A 23,213-nucleotide genomic window follows, 5' to 3' on the forward strand; every position below is an offset into this window, starting at 1 on the left:
TGTTGACAGCCGTATTGCATTAATCGCTAACTTTATACCCCTCGCCTTACTGCATGCCGGCCATCGACACGCCGGCCTTCTCCTCCTCCATCAACTGGCATTTTTTTCTTTCACATAAATCAATGATTATGTCGCCACTTTTCACGCAGTACTGGTGGATCTTTTTGTTAAGGGGACTGTTTGCCGTCATATTGGGCATCATAGCGTTGTTGATGCCCGGCGTCACCTTCACCACCCTCATCATCTTCCTGGGCGCCTACATGTTTATCGATGGTATCTTTTCCGTGGCAGCCGCCATCAGCGCGCGCAAAAGCAACGACGCCTGGGGTTGGATGCTGACAGGTGGTATCCTAAGCATCATCATTGGCATCATTACCTTCCGCAATCCCTTTGTGACCGGCGCTGCCCTTATTTACCTGGTGGCTTTCTGGGCCATCGCTATCGGGCTGCTCGAGATCATTGTCGCCATCCGCCTGCGCAAGGTCATCAAAGGCGAAGCATGGTACATCTTTGCGGGTATACTGGGCATTCTCTTCGGCGTCCTGCTCCTATCCAATCCCATAGCCGGGGCAATTACGATCACCTTTATATTTAGTTTCTATGCGCTGGTGATGGGCTTCATCCTGTTGTCATTGGCGCTGCGCCTGCGCAAACGTCACCGGGAAGCCACCCGCACACACTATCCATCTGCTACGCATCCCTCCCGCTAGAGTACGTGCAGTGGCGCGATAAATCCCAGCGAGATCACGCCCGTGGTGCCGTTCTCGGAACCATAAGCCTGCTTCGCATAGTCCGTATAGCGATAAACCCTGCCCACATAGTTTACGAAAAACTTCAGGTTGAGGTCCTTGAAGGGGAAATATTCTACCGTTGGAATAAACCCCCAGGCCGTACGTAGTTTGTCGTCTTTATTCGGATCAGGATTGCCTTTCCAATAAGCAAAATCCACAAACCCCGTTGCCGACAGGTTAACCTTGCCGATCCGGTAATCCGCCTTCAACCAGTGGCTCGAATAGACCACACCCTCATCGGCCGGTAAATTGCCCGCCGGATCGCTGATACTGGAAGCAATTCCCTTCCGGTCGAGCTGTTCATTGCTGTATTTGAAATCATAGGCCAGTTGAAAACGGTCCAGCACCAGCTGGTTACCCAATGCTATATAGTTCATGTAGGTAGACCTCGCCTCCTTAAAGATGCTGTAAGACCATATGGTATTCACCTTGCCATTGAACAGGCTACCGCGCCAGTTAGCCACGGCTGCAATAGGAAAGGCAGCCTCCGTAATACCAGGCACATTGCCATAGATCTCACTGAAACTCCGGGTGCGTGAATTCAAGGCCTGAAAACTCAACGAATGCCTTTCATTGACCTGGTACTGTAGCCCCATACCCAATAGGAAGTTATCGGAATAATCCACGATATCACTGTACTGATAAATATCAATCGGGTTCATATCAAACTCGATGCCGCCCCAATCGGCACATAACTTGCCAATGGTAAAGCTGAGCTTATCCGTAGCAGTGACCTGGATATAGGCAAGGTCCGTAGACGCACTCATATTATCCTCCGACTGAGGTTCGGTTTGCTTGGTATACCGGTCACGAAAACGGAAGTATACCCGGTCATGGATCTTCCCCTTGATCTCGAGACGAAATTGATTCATCAGAAATCGCCCCTTAGTGTACTCGCCATCGACAAACTCATTGCGCAAGGAACTCTGCATATTGGCAATCACACTGATATTGCTCAACAACTTTTGTTTGGCTTCGGGAATCAACGGATGTTTATCCGTAAACGTATCGACCTGCTTTTGCTGTTGCGCCACTGGTGACAGGCACAGCAACAACAACACGGCCATAATAAAATACCTCATAGGCGTAGTTTATGGTGAAGTAGAAAGGGAGGACGGTACTCATACTCCCGTCAGCAATTAATATTGAAAGAAAAACTCCTGCAGCTTCTTTCGGTCTTTTGTTTTGGTAAGCCCCAACATCAGCAGGATACGTGCTTTCTGCGGATTGAGGTCATCACTCACAATGGTGCCCAGCTTGTCGTCGTCCGTTTCATCAAACTGCGTCACCCTCCCCGTAGGTACCCGCGAGGCGCGGCATACCGCAATGCCTTTTTTGATGGCCCGTATCACCGCCTCCGTATTGGCATCGTTCAGGTTGCCATTACCCAATCCCGCCGTTACTATACCATCAAAACCTCCATTCGCATAAGCATCTACCCCAATACCCGGTGCATCGGCAAACAACTCCACCACGGCCACCTTCGGAAGGGTAGCCAATCCGGTAATATCAAAGGGTGTTTCTTTATTGGCCTTACGCGCCGCCTTCAGATAGTAGATCACCCGCCCGTCATACACCTGCCCCAGCGGCGCCCCATTGGGCGCGGCAAAACCATTCACCTTGGTCGTACTCGTCTTCACGGCATCACGTCCATCGAAGATCGACTCATTAAAAGTGAGCAACACGCCCCGCCCCTTCGAATAAGGACTTGCCGCCACCGTTACGGCATCATACAGGTTCTTGGGGCCATCGGCACTGATGGCCGTCGAAGGACGCATCGAACCGGTCAGCACGACCGGATTGTCATAGCGCACCGTCAGGTTGAGAAAATAAGCCGTTTCCTCCTGCGTATCGGTACCATGCGTGATCACGATGCCGTCGGCCAGCTTGTTTTTGAATATCTCATTGATCCGTTTGTTGAGCTTGATCCAGATTTCTACCGACATATTCTGGCTGCCGACGTTGGCGATCTGTTCGCCCGAGATACGCGCCACCTTATCGATACCGGGCACAGCAGCGATCAGGTCGCCTACCGGCAATTCACCGGCTGTATAAGCAGCGCGGTCCGCCGATGCACCGGTTCCTGCAATGGTGCCTCCGGTCGCGAGGATAATGATCTTGGGTAAATTGTTTTGCGCCAGGCATACTGTCATGAACAGTACACCCGCTACGATCAGCAATAGTTTTTTCATAACCGCTTATTAAACTTGTTGGATAAGAATGTAGGATATAAAACCAGGTCAGCTATTGTTTCCCCTCCCCTGCCTTCCAGCTGGCGGCATACTCTTTCATCACGGTCGTGATACATTGCCCGATGGTCTTGTACATCTCCGTAGGCAGGTTGGCCAGCGACACCCGCACAGACCATTCCGGCCCTTCAAAGCCACCACCATTCAGCAATACCACCCCCGATTTTTCGGCCAGTCGGAAGAGAATATCTACCGGCTCGAAATTTCGCTTGAGCCATTCATTGAACTCGTCACCATATACCTTACGTCCCCACACCAGGATATCTATCTCGGTATAGTAACCAGCATTGAGCGCATCCGACACGGGCGGTATCTGCAACTCCTTCCACAACAGTGAAAGCCGCTTTTGCACCAGCTGCTGGGTCAGCTTCTTGTATTTATTGCGTTTATCCAGCAAAGCAAAAGCGGCAAACAACAGCATCTGGATTTGCTGCGGCAACGACAGACCCGCCGTATGGTTGAGCGCCACCTGCCGGCTATCGGCCACCATCCGGTCGATGAACAATAACTCATCCGGATCGAGCGTAATCGTGCCATACCGATCGCGCAAAGCCTGCTTTTGTTTCCACGGCAGGTTGTCGATAAACGTATCGAAGAGATTGTCTTCGTTGATCGCAATCACCCCCAGGCGCCAGCCCGTAGCCCCAAAGTATTTGGAGAAGGAATACACCCCAATGGTGTTGTAAGGGATCACCGACATCAACGATCGAAAGCCGGGCACAAATGTGCCGTACACATCATCCGTCACGATCACCAGGTTGGGATTGTGCTCTTTGACGATCTGTACGATACGCTTAAGACTATTCGGATGCATCGCCCTGGATGGCGGATTACTCGGGTTCACCGCAAACAATACCTTGATGGCAGGATCTTTCAGTTTATCCAGCTCACTGTCCGGATATTGCCAGGTATGGCGCCCTTCACGCGTCATCGCCGAAGCATTGATCTTGACGACATTGAACTCGTAGCGTTCCAGCTCGGGAATCTCGATATAAGGTGTGAACGTAGGAACCATCAGCGCAATAGAATCCATCTTCTGCACCAGGTAATTCTGCATCAGGCTATCGAAGATGTAACACATCGCCGCCGTGCCACCCTCAACGGCGAAAAGTTTGAAGGGCCGCCGGGGTACTTTGCCATCACACATTTCCTGCACCAGGTAGTCATGAACGATCTTCTCCGGGTAACGCAGCATACGATCGGGCACCGGGTACTGATCGCCGATAATACCCTCAGCCAGTTCATGCACCCAGCTATCGGCATCAAACCCATGTTGCCGGATGCCATATTTATACAGGCCGGCCAGCAGCTCGATGCCAGGCGCCTTTTTGTTGGAAGACAGGAACTTCTCAAACCGCTGCGCAATGCCTTTCTTGTCCGGAATACCAGCCAGTCCGCCGGGCACATGGTCCGTTCGCTTACATTCTTCCAACCCAAACAATCCCAGCGTAAAAAAAGCTTCCCGGGGCGTAGTGGCAATCCAGTTGGGGTTCCCCCTTCCGGCATTCAGCATCGCCCGGGCATTCGTTTCCGTACCAGCCTGTGCCAACCCGATCAGGGTATTCTTGAGTTCGAACGGACTCAATTGCAGCAACTCCTTCTCCTGAGCACGTGAAGTGCTGATCTTAGTGAGTTTAGCCATGTATGAGGATTTAATTATTTCATCAACAACACGATCACCACACCCCAAATGATCAGGAGGGTGTTACCTACCGCATAGGTTACGGTATAGCCCAGTGCCGGTGTTTTACTACCGATGGCATCCTGGATCGCGCCCAGCGCTGCCGTCGTCGTACGCGCGCCTGCCGTGCAACCCAGCGTAAGCGCCGGATGGAACTTGAATACATACCTGCCCAGCAGTAGCCCTACCAGTAAAGGCCCCACGGCAGCCACAGCACCAGCCACAAAAAGCCCCAGCCCTACCTGCTTGAAACCTTCTACGAAGCTGGGACCAGCCGATATCCCTACCACCGCGATGAACATGTTGAGGCCAACATTATTCATCACCCACAAAGCCGGTTCGGGAATACGGCCAAACGTAGGATGCTGCGAGCGCAACCACCCAAAGAAAAGGCCTGCGATCAAGGCGCCACCACTCGTGCTCAAGCTAAGTGGTACACCACCCACATGAAACGTTACAGCGCCCACCAGACCTCCAATCACGATGCCCAGGCCCACAAACAACATGTCGGTTTTATTCGTTGCACGGTCGGCATAGCCTATCTGCGTTACCGCCGTCTCCACATCTCTTTTAGTGCCTACCAATACCAGTACATCGCCCCGGTCGATGATCGTATCCGGCAACACCGGCACCGGAACATCCGCTTTCCGGATCTCCCGTATAAAAACACCGTGCATATACGATTGGCTGCGCAAGGTCTTTACCAACATACCACTGATCTCTTTTTTGCTGATCAATACAGCCAACGCCTCCGCCGGAAAATGCAATAGTTCACCATCCACCACCTCCGGCCCCACCAGCCCAAACTCACCCACAATATGTTCACGCCGGCCACTCAATACCATTTCATCCCCGGGTTGTATAACGGCGGTGGGCGCTGCCTCAACGATGTCACGGCCATGGCGGATGCGCTCTACAAACAGGCGGTGTTGCTGCTGCAACAAGTACTGCTCAACCTCCTTCACCGTCTTACCACCGGCAAACCAGGGACTGGTTACCCGAAAGGCACGAAATGAGATCACCGGGTCAGCAGCGATCATGCCGGGTTCATCAAACTCACCACCGCCGCCCATTTTCGCTTCCAGCTCCTTACTCTGCTGCCGCACTTTTTCCAGACCTCCCAATAGCTTGGGCCCTACGCTGGCCAGAAACCAGGCAGAACCGGCAGTGCCAAACAAATAAGTAACGGCATAACATACGGGGATGGCATTGATCATCGACTGCTGGGCAGACTTCTCGATATTGAGTTGTTGGATCGTATCGCTGGCTACACCGATCACGGCCGAGATGGTTTGGGCACCCGCCAGCAGCCCTGCGGCCTGTCCGGCATTGTACCCCATGACGATGGCGCAAAGCCAGGGAAAAACAAGACACAGCACACACACCAGCGCAGCAAAAGCCATTTGGGGAATACCATCTTTCTTAAGGCCGCGAAAGAACTGCGGACCTACACTATAGCCGACGGCAAACAGAAACATGAGAAAGAAAACAGACTTTACCTGAGGAGAGATCTCGATATCGAGTTGCCCGATCAGTACACCCACGAGCAATACAGCGGTTACGGTACCCAGCGAGAATTTACCCAACTTCAAGGGGCCGATAAAAAAACCAAGGGCTAGCGTAAGGAATACAGCAAGTTCTGGATATTGACGCAGTACATCAACAAACCACATAATGGAATATTTAGGTTAATCTATTGGAATAGCGGGCGCAACGGGTAAACGACGCGACCAGGGCTTCGGTAACAGACAGGAATACCTGATCCGTCGACACGAGCGACAGATTGGGTGGAGCAGATAAAAGTCGATAGCAGAAAAAGAAACAGGTACCGGCAAGCCGGTAAGCGGTCTATACAGCCGCAGGCTCTTCGACGGTCGCATCGGGTGCATTGTGCTGTACCGAAGCGATACCCGACGATACACCGGAAGCACTTTCATACAATTGGCTCGTGCCGATCACCTGGCCATTGGCGGCTTTCAGGTTGAAATACTGTTTGCCATTGGCTGAGTGTTTACGGTCATACTGGTCCACGTCAGGTGCATTCTTACGCACCGACTCGATGCCGTGGTGACAATTGGCCTTGCTGCTATAGCCTTCGCTGGTGAGGATCACTTCACCATTACCGGCTTTCAGCACAAACTGGTATTCTCCATTGGAACGGGTAGACACGACAAACTTGCCCATGATCAAGTTTTTATGGATGAATAATAGATCGGCAGGCTGCACTGGTCATGCTGGGGATGCACAGGCAGACCGTGAGTTCAAGGCGGGGGTAGATGGAAAGAGGAAATAACAGGTCGGAGAAAATCGATGTTCTAAAGTAAGGGTTTTGTGCAACAACAACAAAATCAACATGCCAACAAATCGAAACAGGCGCACAAGAAAACGGCGCGCCTTTCCTGGCGCGCCGTAGTTATCATAAATCATCTGTAACTTAAGCTTCACAGCTCTTGCAGGTCACCAGGCTGGTCACCAGCTCTTTCGACACACTCTGGCTGCGTTGGTAGTACAGGGTTTTTACACCCAGCTTCCACGCTTCGATCAGCAGCCTGTTCACTTCTTTCACGGGAAGATCCGAAGGAATGTTCAGGTTCAGGCTCTGAGACTGATCCACATACTCCTGGCGGATAGCCGCTTGTTGTATGATCTCCAGTTGGCTGATCTCCTTGAACGTTTTGAACACATCTTTTTCGACCTCGTTCAGTTCCTTCAGGTGTTGAACACTGCCATGGTTCAGCATGATGCCTCTCCAGGTATCCTCATTGTCGATGCCTTTCTTGATCAGCAATTCTTTCAGGTACTTGTTCTTCCGCATGAAGTTGCCTTTCGACAAACCAGCTTTATAATAGTTGCTGCTGAATGGCTCGATGCCGGGAGAGCTTTGACCCAGGATGGCACTGGAAGACGTGGTAGGCGCAATCGCCATCAGCGTCGTATTCCTTCTGCCATATCCTTTCAGCAACTCGGGCTCACCATAGATCCATGCCAGGTCCTTGCTGGCCTTAATGGCCTTGTCCTGGATATCTTTGAAGATCGCCACGGTCAATTGCTTTGCGCGCAGACCTTCGAAGGGGATCATATTCTTTTGCAGGTAAGAGTGCCATCCCAATACACCAAGGCCCAGGGCGCGGTGACGACGTGCAAACTTATTAGCCGCTTCCAGGAAGTGATTGCCTTCGGTTTTAGCAATGAACTCCTGCAATACAGCATCCAGGAAGAACACCGCCAGCTTAACGGCGTTGGTATCTTTCCATTCGTCGTACAGCTCCAGGTTCATCGACGACAGGCAGCAGATGAACGACTCATCGATGGTAGAAGGCAGCATGATCTCAGAACAAAGGTTGCTGGCGTTGATGGTCAGGTTCTGATCTTTGTATACCTGGGGTTTATTCCTGTTCACGTTATCGGTGAAGAAGATATAAGGAAGTCCCTTTTGCTGGCGGCTTTCCAGCACCTTAGCCCAGATCTGCCTTTTCTTCATATCACCATCCACCATGTCCTGCATCCAGTAATCGGGAACACATACACCGTTGAACAGGTTCTGGATCGGGTGACCAATATCTTTAATAGACAGGAACTCTTCGATATCGCCATGGTCGATGTCCATATAGGCAGCAAAAGCCCCACGACGTACACCACCCTGTGAAATGGTATCCATCGCTGTGTCGAACAGGCGCATGAAGCTCACCGCACCGCTACTCTTACCGTTGTCGGTAACAGCACTGCCACGCTCACGTAATGAACCGAAATAAGCAGAGGTACCACCACCCAGTTTGGTTTGCATGATCACCTCACCCAGCTTGTGCGTGATGCCTTCGATATCATCGGGTACGTGCACATTGAAACAGGAGATCGGCAATCCACGCTCCGTACCCATGTTGGCCCAGATCGGTGAGCTTAGGCTCATCCATCCGCGCTCCACCATTTCCTTGAAAGCGTCTTTCAGCTCAGGTTTGTACAGGCGGGCAGCAGCAGCAGCACAAATACGTTCGATGGCGCCCTCAACGGTTTCACCTTTCAGTAAATACCCCCTGTTGAGGACCTGCTCACTCTCTTCATTCTTCCACCATAATTTTTCCTGCTCGTATTTTCCGGCAATGTCCGGCAGTTGCTCGGAAGCAGGCAAGGCAGTTTCAAATAATGTTGTCATACTCAATAGACTTAATGGGTTTGCGTAGCTCTTTAACTAATAATGGTATCTGATCACTAAAACAGGTCATTCGCCGAAATGCTCTTATCAAACTTGGTGTACTCCACCGGACGTTTGGCAAAGAAATCATCCAGGCTATTCGAGAATACTTCTTCTTCAAACCAAAGCATCGCACTCGCTTCCTTGCTGCTGACGTTGAAAATAGGCTGCAGACCAATCTGCTGCAGGCTGTCGTCCGCCCTTCTCTTCATGAAGTTGGTAAGGTCATATTTCTTCACGATCTCGATCTCTCCGATATTGAAAATCCAGTCCAGCATACGGCTCTCTGTGTCGATAGACTGACGAACGATATCCTGCACCTGTTGGATCGTATCAGGCGTAAAGATCTCGGGATACTCTTCTTTGATCTTATTAATAAGGAAGATGCCGGCATTGGCGTGGATCTGCTCGTCAACCGAAGTCCAGGCAATGATATTGCTCACATTCTTCATCAGGCCCTTGAACCGGGTAAAGGCCAGGATGATAGCAAACTGGCTGAACAGGCTCACATTCTCAATGAGCAGGCTAAACAGGATCAGCGAAACAGTGTATTCTTTCTTATCGGTCGATTTAGTATTGGCCAGTGCCGCCGACAGGTAGTTCACACGTTCCTGAATAACGGGCACCTTCAACAATTGTTCAAACTCATTATTATAACCCAACACTTCCAGCAAACGGGAATACGCCTCGGAGTGACGAAATTCACATTCTGCAAACGTAGAACCCAGTCCGTTCAGCTCCGGTTTGGGAAAATGCTGGTAAAGATTGCCCCAGAAAGATTTTACGGCCACTTCAATTTGGGCGATGGACAACAAACTGTTCTTAACCGCGTTTTGTTCTGCAGGTGTCAAATGGGCATGAAAATCCTGCACATCCGCTGTAAAGTCAACTTCCGAATGAACCCAGAAAGACTTATTAATAGCATTGGTGTACTGGAGCACCTCAGGGTATTCAAATGGCTTATACTGTACCCTCTTGTCAAATAATCCCATAGTTAAAATTCTTTATACATGAAACAATGTCATGGACCAACCTGCCATTGGCCCCGCACAATCAACCAATTACTGTAGCGATACTTTGGTTGAGCGGGTCGATAAAGGTCAGGATATTTTTGATCGGGGGGCAAAGAAGAAATCAACAGCCTGTGTATAATACATCGTAAAATTTCCACACGAATGACATAGTCTGATGTTGACCAGGCGCCCTACCCTCCCTGCGCCAGATTCCCTTCCCGTGAAACACAATCCCAGCACAGCCCGTACCCATTTCCACGGATATCCGACGCTCCTACGCCTACTCCGCGTTAAAAGCTACCCCGGTTAACGGCGATAGCTTTCAGTTACTTAAGCAACCATTTTTCCTAAAATCCGGCCGAACCGCCGTAGCCAGGCCTTCCCGGATCGGCATAATGGTTTTTGCCGGTTCATAGATCACCCTGCCAGCACCTCTGCTCCGTCTACAAACGCCCAACCATAAAAAACGCGGCCCGCACCGTCAAATAGATTACCTTCTATGTCTTTATGGATCCTTGTGATACCGGTTCTTTAATAATAGGGGAAGCTAAAAACATCTATCTATGAGCAGGTTTACACATAGCCACTTACGGCCGCGGATTTCGCTGATTACAGTGCTCCTGTTGATTACTTTGCACACACCAGCACAACGCCCCAATATCATTTACATTATGACCGACGATATGGGATACGGAGACCTGAGCGGTTACGGACGTAAAGAATACGCAACCCCCAACCTCGATACACTCGCTTCTCAGGGTATAAAGTTTGTCAATGCTTACGCTGCTGCTCCGCTGTGCACCCCCACCCGCGTAGCTTTTATGACGGGCCGCTATCCTGCAAGAACGCCGGTAGGTCTCTATGAGCCGCTTACCGGAGAAGGCAAGGACACCACGATCGGATTGACCAACAGCTATACCTCCATTGCCACTTTGATGAAAGCGGCAGGATATGAAACAGCCCTCATTGGAAAATGGCACCTGGGTATTCGCCCGGAGCACAGCCCCGTGAAAGCGGGATTTGATTATTTCTTCGGCATCCGTGGTGGCGCAGCAGATTATAGGTCACACAAAGGCGACAGGAAAACAAACGATCTCTATGAAATGGACACTCCTGTATACATAGAGGGATACCTGACAGACCTGTTCACCCAAAAAGCCATAACCTTCATCAGGCAGCAACGTAAGAAACCCTTTTTCATAACCCTCGCCTACAATGCCCCGCATTGGCCCTGGCAAGGCCCGCAGGATCCACCTTATGCCGACACGGTCAATTTTAGAACAGGAGGATCCGCCGCCATCTACGCTGCTATGATGAAAAGCCTCGATGACGGTATTGGTGCGATCATGAAAACACTGGAAGAAGAACAATTGTCCGGGCAAACGATCATCATTTTCACCAACGACAATGGCGGAGAAAGGTACTCCGATCAGGCAGGGCTCTCTAAAGCCAAAGGCTCTTTGTGGGAAGGAGGCATACGCGTGCCCGCCCTTGTGCGATGGCCCGGCAGAATTAGTCCTGGCACCATTACACAACAGGCCGCGATCACCATGGACTGGACAGCCACCATCTTATCGGCAGCAGGTGCCAGGCCCGCATCCGCATTCCCCCTGGACGGTATCAACCTGATGCCCATATTGACGGGCAGAAAAACTAACATCGACCGTACATTCTATTGGCGCACCTTTCAACGCAGTCAACAGAAAGCGATCCAGCACGGAAACTGGAAATACCTGCAGGACGAAAAGGGCGAATTCCTGTTCGACCTCAGTACCGACCAGCGCGAGATAAATGACCGGAAGTCCACACATCCTGATGTTTTCAACGCGTTGAAAAAGATGTACGCCCAATGGGAAAAGAGCGTATTACAACCCATCCCGCTACAATAATCAAGCACGGCCGCCGCTTTGCCCACGCTCCATCGGCTTATTCACACCGCAGCGAAAGCCGGGCCGTACGGCCACTCCCGTATAGCCGGTTTCAAAATATACAATTTCCCCAAAAAACAAAGCCGCCCCCAAAACTGGAGGCGGCGACCTATAAACGATTGCTAGTACTTGAAGCCGGAAATTATTCCTGGATGCGACGGAAATCTACATTAGACACCGCCAGGCCCTGTGAACTGAAATGACCGGCTGAAGCATTACAACCTGCCTTGATCACCACATAGATGGTGCCGCTGGCGCCAAATGTCATGTCAGCCGTCTTGGTGCCGTTGAAGGCCGTCCAGGTACCCCAGTTGATGAAACTGATCTTCTGGTTATCGGAATAATCCTTGCCATCTGCCGGAACCGATTGGCCAAACAGGATCTGGAACCACGCATCCTGCGTAACCCCATAAGCGCCATTCATGGTATAGCGATAAGTCTTGTTCGCCACTACCTGCACAGCCTGGTAAATACCGCCATTCACACCAGCCGTCACCGGTCTGGTAGCCGTGGTAGCGGTATAGGCATTGTTGCCCAGCGTCCAGATGATCTTGGCCGCATTGGCATCATACTTACCCCAATATTGCTCATCACCGGCATTGAACCTACCACCCTTGATCAGGTTGTCGTAGGCAGGGTCATTTTTGGTAGTGGTCACACTGACATTGGGCGCACTGTACAGCTTGCCCCGCTTATCGAGTGATTGCATTTTAATAGTATAAGTGCCGGCCAGCGGATAAAATACCGTATCCGTTGTTTTTCCCATCGTCAGGGCACTGCCCGTCTTACCCACATCCCAGCGTGTGCCCACCACATCGCCCTTAGTTGTATTGGTGATCACAAATTTGGCGTCATTACCCGGCACCGGGGTCACCGTAAAGGTGGCCACCAGGCTATCGACCGGCGCATACACTTCGTAGCTGTCATTGCTGCTCTTTTCGCAGCTCGCCAGTACGCTGGCGCCTACCGCCAGTGGCAGCAGCGCTTTGATTATATTGAATCGATTAACAGATTGCATACCTATAGATTTTGTAGCGTTAATAAAACCTGTATCAGGGGCTCTTACCAACCGGTATTTTGTGTCCAGCCGGTTTTGATGATCTCACTCTCAGGAATAGGATACCAGTTCATCTTCGAGTCGTCCCATACACGGTCTTCCAGCTTCGTTGGCGTGTACACAAAGGCACCACCACTGAGCGCAATTGAAATACTTCTTACAGGAGAACCCAATACACTACCCTTCTTCCACCGGCGCAGATCCCACCAGCGATGACCTTCAAAGCCCAGCTCCACACGACGCTCATGCACGATCGCATCAGCGGTCAGGGTCGTCAGCGCAGGCATGGTAGCACGGGCACGTACCCGGTTGATCGCCTGCAAGGCCGTCAAATCATAGTTCGGCGGAAGGCCCGTAGCACCATACGCATTGAACATCGCCTCCGCATAGTTCAGCAGAACCTCCGCATAGCGGATGTACATGAACTGATGCGCGGTAGTCGTATTGTTGAGCAGGTCCACGCTGGAGTTGACATATTTCGACAGGTAATAACCAGTCTTGGTAGCATTCAACTTGGGTTGAGCGCTGTTACCACCATAGTAAGTCTGGATCGTGGTCGATTTGTACGTAGCACCGTTGAAGATCACCGAAGCCGCTAACCGGGGATCCCGGTTGGCATAAGGCGCATTCGCATGTGCCGGATTGCTCCAGTCGAACGGAACGGAGGTACTGCCACTCTTCACCTCAAACTCATCCACAAAGTTTTGACTCGGGGTAATACTGTTGCCATTGCTGTTCTCAAACACGATGGGGAAATTGGCACGCTCCAGACCATTCTGGTTGCCATGGCGCCGGAAGAAGATCGACTCCGTAGAACTGAAGTTCGTAGCGCCAAACAGGTTGCCATAGGTAGCATCGAGGTTAAATACATTCATAGCGATCACCTCACGCGCCGCCGCAGCAGCATCTGCCCACGTATAAGTTGAACCCGCTTCCTTGAACAAGGGACTGGCAGCATACAACAGCGCACGGGCTTTCAGCGCCTTGATGGCCGCAAAGGTCACACGGCCCGATTCGTACCAGCTCGTCGCCGAACTGGTGCGTACACTATCCGGAATGATCACCGCCGCTTTGTCGCACAAAGACACAATGTACTTGAATACCTCGTCTACCGAATTACGGGGCAAGCCTTGCCAGCTCTCCGGTTTGTTATAATCCAGCGCCTTGTCGATGATCGGCACGCCACCGTAACGCTTCACCAGGTCTAAGTACAGGAACGCCTTGATGAAATAAACCTCACCTTCCATAAACTTCAGGTTGTTCACCGCACGCTTGTACGTCACGGAGTCGTTGTTTACGATGCCGTTGGCAAGGTATGTCAGGTCCGCCGAATCCCGGTTCTTCACAAACAGGTTGGTCTGGAAGATCCCGTTGAAAGATTCATTCCAGCGCGCATCCGGATTGTCGAAACGGTTCCATACACCATAGTTATAGGTGTGCGAACGATTGTTGACGTTGGTATGATAGGCATCATCCGTGGCAGCCTCCATATCCATCGCGGCAAAACCATCCGGCAGATAGGTATAAGCATTCCAAACGATGCCTTGGATATAATCGTACCGCTTGTACATCATCTCGATCGGCATATCAGCCGGAATTTTCTTCAAATCCAGGAAGTCCTTCTTGCACGAGGTAATCCCCGCAACCGCAAGAAGCACATATAGCATGATATAAAACTTGTTTTTCATCCTCGTAGTTTTCAACTGTGAATACTAAAATTTCGCTTTAAGGCCTACAGTAACGGTTTTCATCAGGGGATAACCCATCGACAAACGCTCAGGCTCCAGTCCCTCGATCTTCGAGCTCAGCAGGTTGTTACCACTGAGGTACACCCGCAGAATATCGAATTTCTTCAGCATCCCTTTTGCAGGAACACTGTAGCCTACTTCTACGCTACGCAGCTTCACAAATCCACCATCACGCAGCCAGAAATCGGCCTGTTGGTTGTTGTTGTTGTTCACCAGGGTCGACAAACGGGGCGTGGTAGCACTGTTGGCCGTTTCTGGTGTCCAGGGATTGCTGGAGAAAGCCGTGATGTTGTTGTTGTTGGCCAAAGGATGCGTGTAATCGAAGGCATCATCCAGCAGGCTGACCGTTCTGTTCGTCACCCCTTGTACAAAAGCATCGAGATCGAAACCTTTATACTTGAAGCCAATATTCACGCCGAGGGTAATCTCAGGCAGCTTGGTGAACTTCAACGGACTCTTGTCATAGTTATTGATGATACCGTCGCCATTCACGTCTGCAAACTTCAGGTCGCCGGGGCGCACCTGGCCATAGGTCGATTTGGGAACACCGGGCAACAGGTTGCCATTGGCATCAAAATCAGCAGTCTGGTAAAAGCCGGTGCTTTGCAGGCCACGGAACTGGTTGATGCGATACCCTTTTTCATAGAGGTAGCTGTAAGGCTGAGCATCCTGTGCACGGGCGGTAATTTCATTACGGGCAAATGAAAAACCTACGCCTCCATAATACTCGAATTGAGAAGCCGTCTTATCACGGTACTGCAAACTCAGCTCGATACCGCGATTGATCGTTTCGCCACTATTAGTGGAGCGCAGAGCAAAACCCGTATAGGCAGGTACATTCACCGGCGCTTCCAGGATACCCTTACGTTTTTCGCGGAACAGGTCGATGCTGGCATTCAGTTTATCCAGCAACGTCAGATCAACACCCACATTGAGGGTTTGCTTTTGCTCCCAGGAGAAGTCGGCATTGGGATAAGGACCTTCGGTACGGCCCTGGAAAGTTGCATTGTTCGTACCCAGGAGAATGTCGCTGCTTCTAATACCCCATCTTTCAAACAGGAAACGGAAATTCTCATTGGTATTGGCTGTAACGCCGTAAGAAGCACGCACCTTCAGAAAGCTAACCACCTTGTTGTTTTGCAGGAAAGACTCCTTGCTGGCGATCCAGCCGAGGCCAATGGCCGGGAACAAACCATAACGATCGCCTGCCTTGAAGTCGCCCGATCCGGCATAAGAGAACGACAGGTCGGCTACATACTTCTGGTCGAAATCATAGGTAACCGCACCGCGCAGTCCCTGCTCCGCCACCTCATAGATCTGATCCTGGTGGTCATAACTGGTACGGTTGGCCTGCAACAGTCCGGTAAAACTATGCCGTCCGAAATGGCGGTCATAATTCACCCCCAACTGCAGGGTGTTCCTGTTCCAATGCTGATTACCGGCATCGTCGATATTTTGCCCTACAGCGCCTAGCACCCTGTAAACAGCATTGCCGTTGGCATCAAGCACGGGGTTATCGTAAGCATCTTTCGTTATCTCATAAGAAGGAACGGAAAAGCTCTTGTTATAAACACCTACATATTGATTCGCAAACGAGAAGCCGCCGTGTACCGACAAGCCCTCTACCAGCGCATCGAGCCTTTGTACAAAGCTCAGGTTGGTTTGCAAACTCCGTGTATGCGAGCTGTAGATACCATTCTGGCGCAGCAGCTGTACAGGGTTGAAATTGTACACCGCATTATTGCCCCAGCTGCCGTTCAGATTCTTCACGGGGAAAGCAGCAGCAGGTATCTTCATCAGGTTCGAGAATAGCGAAGCCGCTGTAAATCCGGAAGGCGTATTGCGGTCTTCTGTAATACCGGATACGGTTGCTTTCACCGACAGGTTCTTGTTCAGCTGCAGGTTCACATTGGCCCTCAGGTTCAACCGGCGATATTTGGCATTCGTACCATTGTCCTGACTGATAGCCGTGGCATCTTTATATGCACCGGTAAAGTCGGTAAAACCACCCAGCACGAAAAAACGCGCGCGGTCATTACCACCCCGGAAAGACACGCTGTAGTCCTGGTTAGAGGAACTATTGTTCAGGATCTTATCATACCAGTTTACATTCGGGTGGAAAGGATCATCGGTAGCCTTGTACAACTCCGGATTATAATACTTGATGGGCAAGCCATCGTTTTTCAAAGCCTGGTTGTACGCAGTTACATAACCATAGGCATCCATCACCTGCGGCATCGAGATGGGGCGCAGGTTACCATAGCGGCCATTCACCTCGATCTTCGTCTTACCGGTTTGCGTGCCTTCCTTGGTACGCACGCTCAATACGCCGGTAGCACTGTTAAATCCATAAATAGCAGTAGCCGCCGCATCTTTCAGCAACGTCACCGTTTCGATCTCGAAAGGCGACAGCGCCGACAACGCGTTCAGGTCAACCTGGAATCCGTCCAGGAAAACGGCGATAGCATTACCCGCCACATTCCAGCTGCTTTGACCACGCAGGTACAGCGTCGGGTTATCATAACCCGGCTCGCCCGAACCCGTAGTAACCGTAAGGCCAGGTATACGACCTTGCAAACTGTTCAGCAGGTTGCCGGCATTCGTACGCGCGAGATCTTCACCGGTAATTGTAAAAGTAGCGCCAGTCGTTCTCCAGGTTTGTTCACTCCGGATCCCCTGATCCACCAAAGAAGCCTTGGCAGGCACAACGATCGTATCGGGCAGCACAGCAGTACCCGACTGCGCCTTGGCCGCGGAATAACCCGTCGACAACACCAGCGCGATCAGTACTTTTATATTGACATGTTTATTTTTCATTGTTTGCAGTTAAACGTTCACGAAGCTTTGGTTAGTAACCGGGGTTTTGACCGTCCCAATCTTTTCCACCCAGGTACCGCATACTGATCTCCGAGTAAGGGAAAGGAACATAGTAATACTTGGTAGGGAAAGTACGTGCACCATAAGACACCAACTCCCACTTGAGGAACGGATTGGAAGGACGTGGCGTAACGCCGTTGCTGGAGGCCGTCACCGCAAATCCACGCAGGTTGGTATTCAACACCACATGCGCAGTCAACCAGCGGTGCAGGTCATTGTAGCGGTGGTCTTCAAAAGCCAGCTCTACCGAACGCTCGTTTTGAATAGCCACACGGAAAGCAGGCTGATCAGGCAGCATGGAAGCATCCTTATTGGGCATACCCGCTCTTTGACGAATGAGATTCATGGCATTGAAGGCTTCAGCAGAAGGCCCTGCATACTCGTTCATCGCTTCAGCATAAGCCAGGTAAAACTCGGCCAGGCGGAAAACGGGCCACACGAAATGGCCATCATTGTTGTTGTCCACGCGGGCTACGAATTTGGTACACTCGACCGCACTACCCATACCATCACCAGCATTGGTATCATCCACCAGCAACCCCTTTGCATAAGCGCCATCAGTCGCACCTGATGCTTTGTAGTAAGCCAGGAACTGACGGCCATTATTCCACCATTGACCGGCATAGGCGATGGATTGATAAGCACGGGGATCGAGGTTCAGCCCTTCAAAATAAGCCTTGAAATCAGTACCGGTGGGCGTCGCCGTCCACTTGGTACCATCTCTTTTCTCATATTGCTGCAGGAACTCGACAGGCACATTGTTCTTAGCACCCCACTCGCTCATCCGAACTTTCGAAGAGTTGTAACGTCCCCAGTCGGCCCAGCCATAACGGTTGGGGTCGTTCATGTGGCGTGTGTTGACCAGGATCATCTCCGGGTTGCCATAAGTACCGGTGGTACCCATCACGTTGTTGGAAACAGCTTCGTAGTCACCAAGGCCTGCATAATTATCCGTACGAACCGTAGTCGTGGGCTTACCCGTATTGTAGAGATACACACCGGAAGCATTGGCATTGTCGATCACCGCTTTGGCAGCATCGGCAGCTCTTTTCCAACGTTCTTTGTTGTAAGCAGGATAAGCTAACACAGAATCACGGGCGTCGCCAAAACGCGCACCGGAGATAGCCGACTTCATGTTTTCGGGCGTATTGTACAAGGGACTGGCAGCATACAACAGCACGCGCGCTTTCAAGGCCAGCGCCGCCAGGCTGGTAATACGGCCATAATCGGTGGTGGGGCGTGTAGGAGGCAACAATGCCGCCGCCTGATCGCACCAGGTCACCAGGGTATCCACCAGTGATTGGATAGAAGCACGGGGAATGGCTACATTACCATCACCCAACAACACATCCGATACAATAGGAATACCACCATACAGGCGGAAAGCGCTGTAATGCGCCATGGCACGGCAGAAAATAGCCTGTCCCTTCACATCCGACTTCCACTCGTCGGGAGCATCCGACACCTTATCGATATTCTTCAATACCAGGTTAGCCCTGCGCACCGAACGGTACCAGCTGCTGAACGCAGTTGTACCGGTAGAGCCACGCTGCGTTACCGGCCCCCGGTCAATACTGTAGTTGGGGCCCATACCACCGGCCACATAAAATTGATAGTTCAGGTTGCCAGCCACCCAGTTCGCACCGGGCAACAGCAAATGCACCTGGTCGGTCAGTACATCTTCCCGGCTGTCGGCCGAGTTGTTTTGTACAAAGCCGGTAGGTACACACCAGGCGTACATATCCGCCACAGCATATTGAGCCTGCCGTTGTGTATGAAACACCGTATCCACGGTCACATCATTCCCCTTGGGTTTTTCCAGGAAATCCCGGTTGCAACCCGTTGTCATTATACCCATCGTTACCGAAGTGGCGAGGAGTACTAATGGTATATTGATCCTTTTCATGCTGTTTTCGTTTAATCAGATTCGACAATTAGAAACTTACATTGATACCGGCATTGTAAGTGCGCGTAAGCGGATAACCCATAAAGCCCATATTCTCCGGATCACCCCAGATATCATTTTCGCTCCAGGTGTACAGGTTAAAGCCATTCGCGTAAATACGAACAGAACCCAATCCTGCTTTTTGCAGAATGCCACGTTGGAACGTATACCCTACTTCCACATTCTTCAGACGGATATAAGAAGTATTCATGTTGAAATAGGTATTCCGGTAAGCCTGGCGGTTGTAGGCAGCGATGGGAAAATTGATCTCCTCACCGGCAGCGTAACGCTCAGGCGTAAAGCGCGTCCAGTCTACTTCAAACAAAGCTTCTGTAGTACCATTGAAGTGCAGGTTCGTCGCGCGCATAGGATTGGCGGCAACCTGGGCAGCTCCCTGAAACAAGGCCGAAAAATCGAATCCTTTATAACTGAGGCCAAAAGAGAAGCCGAAAGTAAAGCGGGGGATATCCGTATAGTTGGATCTTACACGGTCCTTGTCGTCTACAACACCATCGAAGTTGACGTCTTTCAGACGTACATCACCGGGCTGCAACGGTACATTACCGAATGTCAGGTCTTTCTCGTACACATCATTACCAGCACCATTCTTATAAGGCTTGCCATTAGCGTCTTTCGCGAGTACAGGCCTGTTGAGGATGGGATTGTTGGAAGCATCTACTTCATACAGGTCGGCCCAGGAAGTATAGAGACCATTGGCCTGCAGATACAACTGCTGGTTGATGGGCTTTCCGGTTTCAGCCTGGTATTCGAGACCTGGCACGATCGCTTCGTCTCTGAAAATGATCTTATTGCTATTGGTAGCAAAATTGCCCTTCACCCAGTAGCCTAAGTTTTTGTTGATCTTATCGCGATAAGAAAGGTCGACCTCCATACCGTGGTTATTCACCCGGCCGAGGTTATAAGGAGGCAAAGTAGCGGCCACGATACCGGGCACAGTTCCACGGTAAGAAAGGATATTCCACCGCTTTTCTGTGTAGTAATCAAAGCCGATGGTCAACTTGTCCTTAAGCCAGTTTGACTCAAAACCGATATTGGCCTTTTCAGCCGTTTCCCAGGTCACATTGGGGTTACCCAAACGGGCTTCGCGGGCAGACTGTACGTATTGACGGTTCACACCTGTCTGACCAAAGAAGTAGCCATCCATCGTACCGGCACTGCTACCGCCACTGTACGACCATACGTCGGGTAGGTACAAAAAGCGGGCGCCACCGATCCGGTCGTTACCAACCCGGCCGAATGATCCCCGTATTTTCAGGAAGGTCAGGTAGTCGTTGTCCGGGAAGAAGTCTTCCTTGGTTACGATCCAGCCCAGCGAAAAGGCGGGCATATAACCAAAACGCATATCATCGGGGAAATTCTCCGATCCATTATAACCCATATCAGCTTCCGCGAGATACTTGCCTTTATAAGCATAGGTAAAACGGCCTACCAGACTTTGGTAAGCATGCGGCACTCTGTATTCGAGATCTGGATTAAAGTTCTTGCTCAGGTTGGCCATCGCCAAACCGGTAATAGCATGGTCGCCAAAGGTGCGGCTATAGTTGATCGCAAATTCGCTGTACCAGGTACGCCACTTACCACTGAAATAATTGGCCGCGCGTGTAGAAGGCGCCTCGTTGTTCAGCTGCACCCAGATGGGATCGAGCTTGTCCCCATTGGGATTCTCACGCACTGCCCACATCACCGGGGTTGAACTACCACTCGAAGTACTGGAGAAATAGCTGTCGTAAGAAGCCTGCACATTCACAGAAAGCCCCTTCGTAATGAAATCAAGCTTATGGGTCAGTTTCAAAGCCGAGTTGAGCGTGCTGTTGTTGTTGAGGTTATACTCGTTCCGCTGAGCCAGGCTGTACAGGGGATTGAACTGCTCGGCGTTGCGTTGCCAGATGAAAGCAAAACGATTGTTGATATAACCAGGAGAACCCATCGGGTTGGTCCACATCAGGTTCTTTTCGTAATTGTAACCATCATTGCTCATCCCCGATATATTGACGAATTGCGTACCGACATTCACCGCGATCTTGAAGTTTTCGTTCACATCAAAATCAAAGTTGCCGCGCAGGTTATAACGGTCTTTCCGGTAATCCATTTCTTTAGAGAAAGGCATATAATCCGTATTGAACAAACCACGTTGCGTGAGATAACCGGCAGACAGGAAGTATTTCACCCCCTTGGTACCACCGGTGATATTGACGTTGGCCTGGGTTTGAGGCGCAGTGTTCTTATAGATCTGCGACTGCCAGTCCTGGTCGGGGTGAAAATAAGGATCATAATAAGGATTGGGCGATCCGTCGGGCAGTTTGGGCGTGTGCGCGTTGGCATAGTACTTCAGGTCCTCATCGCTGAACAGCGGTTTATAGGCCGTCTTTCTTTTCTCCACAAACTTGGCCCAGCCGTCGGCCTTATTGGCTACTTCGGGATCATTGGCCAGGTTTTGCCAAACGGTCTCGAAAGCCTGTTCGTTACGCAGGGTGGCGTATTGTACAGAGTTGACGTAATCCGGCATGCGGGTAAACTGGTTCAGGGCCGACTGTACCGTCGCACTTACCTTGGGCTTACCTTCCTTACCACGCTTGGTCGTGATCAGGATCACACCATTCGCACCACGTACACCGAATACGGCGGTAGCAGAAGCATCTTTCAGGATACTGATCGTTTCCACCTCATTGGGGTCGATGTCATTGTACGTGTCACGCACGATTCCATCCACCATGATCAACGGCGAAGTACTGCCATTGTAGGTACCTACACCACGGATGTACAGGGTGGAGGCGTCATTACCAGGCTTGCCCGATGATTGCATCGAGATCAAACCGGGCAACCGGCCTGCAAGTGCATTACTCAGGTTGGATACCGGCGATTGAACGATTTCTTTAGCGTTCACGGTACTGATAGCGGCAGTGACCGACGCCTTTTTCTGTTGACCATAAGCTACCACGACCACATCGGTCAGACTGGCGGCTTCGGCGGTCTCGAGGCTTACAGCGAAGACGGTCTTGTTACCGATCGTCACTTCCTGACCGGCAAAACCCAGGTTGGTAATCGCCAGTTTCTTGTAAGAAGCATCGATCGTAAGGGTAAAGTGGCCATCCTTGTCAGTCGAAGTACCGACTGAAGGACCACCCGATTTCTCCGCAGAGACGGAGGCGCCGAACACGGGTGCACCTTTTTCGTCTTTCACGGTGCCACTGATCTTGCGGGTTTGTGCAAAACTTTGTTGTTGGACGGCAATCGTCAGCAGGAACAACAGGAGTCGGCACAAAAGTTGACTTTTGGTCATCATCCTCATAAAGTTGTTTGGTGATAAATGAAATTCTTAAGAGCCTTTTGTTAATCGTAAACCGGAAGTAGGAAGAGTAATCCTATGAAGTTGACCGGAGGAACTCCGGGAAAAGAGTTGGCAGTGTGCAAGCATTTCGTTTGGGGTTTGATTGAAATAACGGATGCAATTTTGCATTTCGTGTAGGAAAGACCAAAATAGTAGCTACGTCAATTCCTCTACATCGGAAAATTGAGGTAATGATAATCAATCAATTAGTTTAATTCACCCCTACGCAGGCCTACTACTTCGCCATTTTCTGGCGTATAGTTGCCTGTTTTTGCGGCTACAATAGGCCTACCAGATCGTCCCCCCTCATTTAACAGAATACCCCACTTGCATCAAAAGAGGCACTACAGGAGACCTGGTAATACTGGGTGTTTGGGTAGCGTGGT

Annotated in this window: 14 protein-coding genes; 2 read left to right on the plus strand and 12 right to left on the minus strand. The window is 50.9% G+C overall.

Annotated elements, in window-relative coordinates:
- Positions 1 to 128: 128 nt before the first annotated feature.
- Positions 129 to 710: an HdeD family acid-resistance protein gene (locus P2W70_RS19840; protein ID WP_276483256.1), complete on the plus strand. Its 582-nt coding sequence runs from the start codon at positions 129 to 131 to the stop codon at positions 708 to 710.
- Here P2W70_RS19840 and P2W70_RS19845 read toward each other — a convergent pair.
- The 7 genes from P2W70_RS19845 to P2W70_RS19875 all read right to left on the minus strand — a co-directional run bounded on the left by P2W70_RS19845 (position 707) and on the right by P2W70_RS19875 (position 9,902).
- Positions 707 to 1,873, minus strand: a complete 1,167-nt coding sequence (locus P2W70_RS19845) for a porin (RefSeq protein WP_276483257.1) — start codon at positions 1,871 to 1,873, stop codon at positions 707 to 709. The genes P2W70_RS19840 and P2W70_RS19845 overlap by 4 nt on opposite strands.
- 57 nt (positions 1,874 to 1,930) lie before the next feature.
- A complete protein-coding gene (locus P2W70_RS19850) occupies positions 1,931 to 2,983 on the minus strand; it encodes a type II asparaginase (RefSeq protein WP_276483258.1) in 1,053 nt (350 codons plus the stop codon).
- Between the two features lie 52 nt (positions 2,984 to 3,035).
- Positions 3,036 to 4,682: an aspartate 4-decarboxylase gene (gene aspD, locus P2W70_RS19855; protein WP_276483259.1), complete on the minus strand. Its 1,647-nt coding sequence runs from the start codon at positions 4,680 to 4,682 to the stop codon at positions 3,036 to 3,038.
- A 14-nt stretch (positions 4,683 to 4,696) separates the two neighbouring features.
- Positions 4,697 to 6,394 carry an aspartate-alanine antiporter gene (aspT, locus tag P2W70_RS19860; RefSeq protein ID WP_276483260.1) on the minus strand — a complete coding sequence of 566 codons (1,698 nt, stop codon included), beginning with the start codon at positions 6,392 to 6,394 and terminating at the stop codon, positions 4,697 to 4,699.
- A 175-nt stretch (positions 6,395 to 6,569) separates the two neighbouring features.
- The gene (locus tag P2W70_RS19865) at positions 6,570 to 6,905 is read right to left on the minus strand and encodes a YegP family protein (protein ID WP_276483261.1); all 336 of its coding nucleotides are present in this window, start codon (positions 6,903 to 6,905) and stop codon (positions 6,570 to 6,572) included.
- Between the two features lie 250 nt (positions 6,906 to 7,155).
- Complete coding sequence (locus tag P2W70_RS19870; protein WP_276483262.1) at positions 7,156 to 8,871, minus strand: ribonucleoside-diphosphate reductase subunit alpha; 1,716 nt, start codon at positions 8,869 to 8,871, stop codon at positions 7,156 to 7,158.
- A gap of 56 nt (positions 8,872 to 8,927) precedes the next feature.
- Positions 8,928 to 9,902, minus strand: coding sequence for a ribonucleotide-diphosphate reductase subunit beta (locus tag P2W70_RS19875; protein WP_276483263.1), 975 nt, complete (start codon positions 9,900 to 9,902; stop codon positions 8,928 to 8,930).
- A 584-nt stretch (positions 9,903 to 10,486) separates the two neighbouring features.
- On the opposite strand from P2W70_RS19875, the gene P2W70_RS19880 reads away from it, so the two are divergent.
- Positions 10,487 to 11,812, plus strand: coding sequence for a sulfatase-like hydrolase/transferase (locus P2W70_RS19880; RefSeq protein ID WP_276483264.1), 1,326 nt, complete (start codon positions 10,487 to 10,489; stop codon positions 11,810 to 11,812).
- 181 nt (positions 11,813 to 11,993) lie between these two features.
- On the opposite strand, the gene P2W70_RS19885 is transcribed toward P2W70_RS19880, so the two are convergent.
- Genes P2W70_RS19885 through P2W70_RS19905 form a run of 5 tightly spaced genes read right to left on the minus strand, consistent with a single transcriptional unit; the run spans position 11,994 to position 22,782 of the window.
- Positions 11,994 to 12,869: a hypothetical protein gene (locus P2W70_RS19885; RefSeq protein WP_276483265.1), complete on the minus strand. Its 876-nt coding sequence runs from the start codon at positions 12,867 to 12,869 to the stop codon at positions 11,994 to 11,996.
- Positions 12,870 to 12,913: 44 nt separating this feature from the next.
- On the minus strand, positions 12,914 to 14,596 hold the full coding sequence (locus tag P2W70_RS19890; RefSeq protein WP_276483266.1) for a RagB/SusD family nutrient uptake outer membrane protein: 1,683 nt from the start codon (positions 14,594 to 14,596) through the stop codon (positions 12,914 to 12,916).
- Between the two features lie 24 nt (positions 14,597 to 14,620).
- The gene (locus P2W70_RS19895; RefSeq protein ID WP_276483267.1) at positions 14,621 to 17,473 is read right to left on the minus strand and encodes a SusC/RagA family TonB-linked outer membrane protein; all 2,853 of its coding nucleotides are present in this window, start codon (positions 17,471 to 17,473) and stop codon (positions 14,621 to 14,623) included.
- Positions 17,474 to 17,504: 31 nt separating this feature from the next.
- Positions 17,505 to 19,439, minus strand: a complete 1,935-nt coding sequence (locus P2W70_RS19900; protein ID WP_276483268.1) for a RagB/SusD family nutrient uptake outer membrane protein — start codon at positions 19,437 to 19,439, stop codon at positions 17,505 to 17,507.
- Positions 19,440 to 19,467: 28 nt separating this feature from the next.
- Positions 19,468 to 22,782 carry a SusC/RagA family TonB-linked outer membrane protein gene (locus P2W70_RS19905; RefSeq protein WP_276483269.1) on the minus strand — a complete coding sequence of 1,105 codons (3,315 nt, stop codon included), beginning with the start codon at positions 22,780 to 22,782 and terminating at the stop codon, positions 19,468 to 19,470.
- Positions 22,783 to 23,213: the final 431 nt, after the last annotated feature.

Origin of the sequence: Paraflavitalea pollutisoli (assembly GCF_029360705.1) — a bacterium.
Classification (GTDB): Bacteria; Bacteroidota; Bacteroidia; order Chitinophagales; family Chitinophagaceae; genus Paraflavitalea; species Paraflavitalea pollutisoli.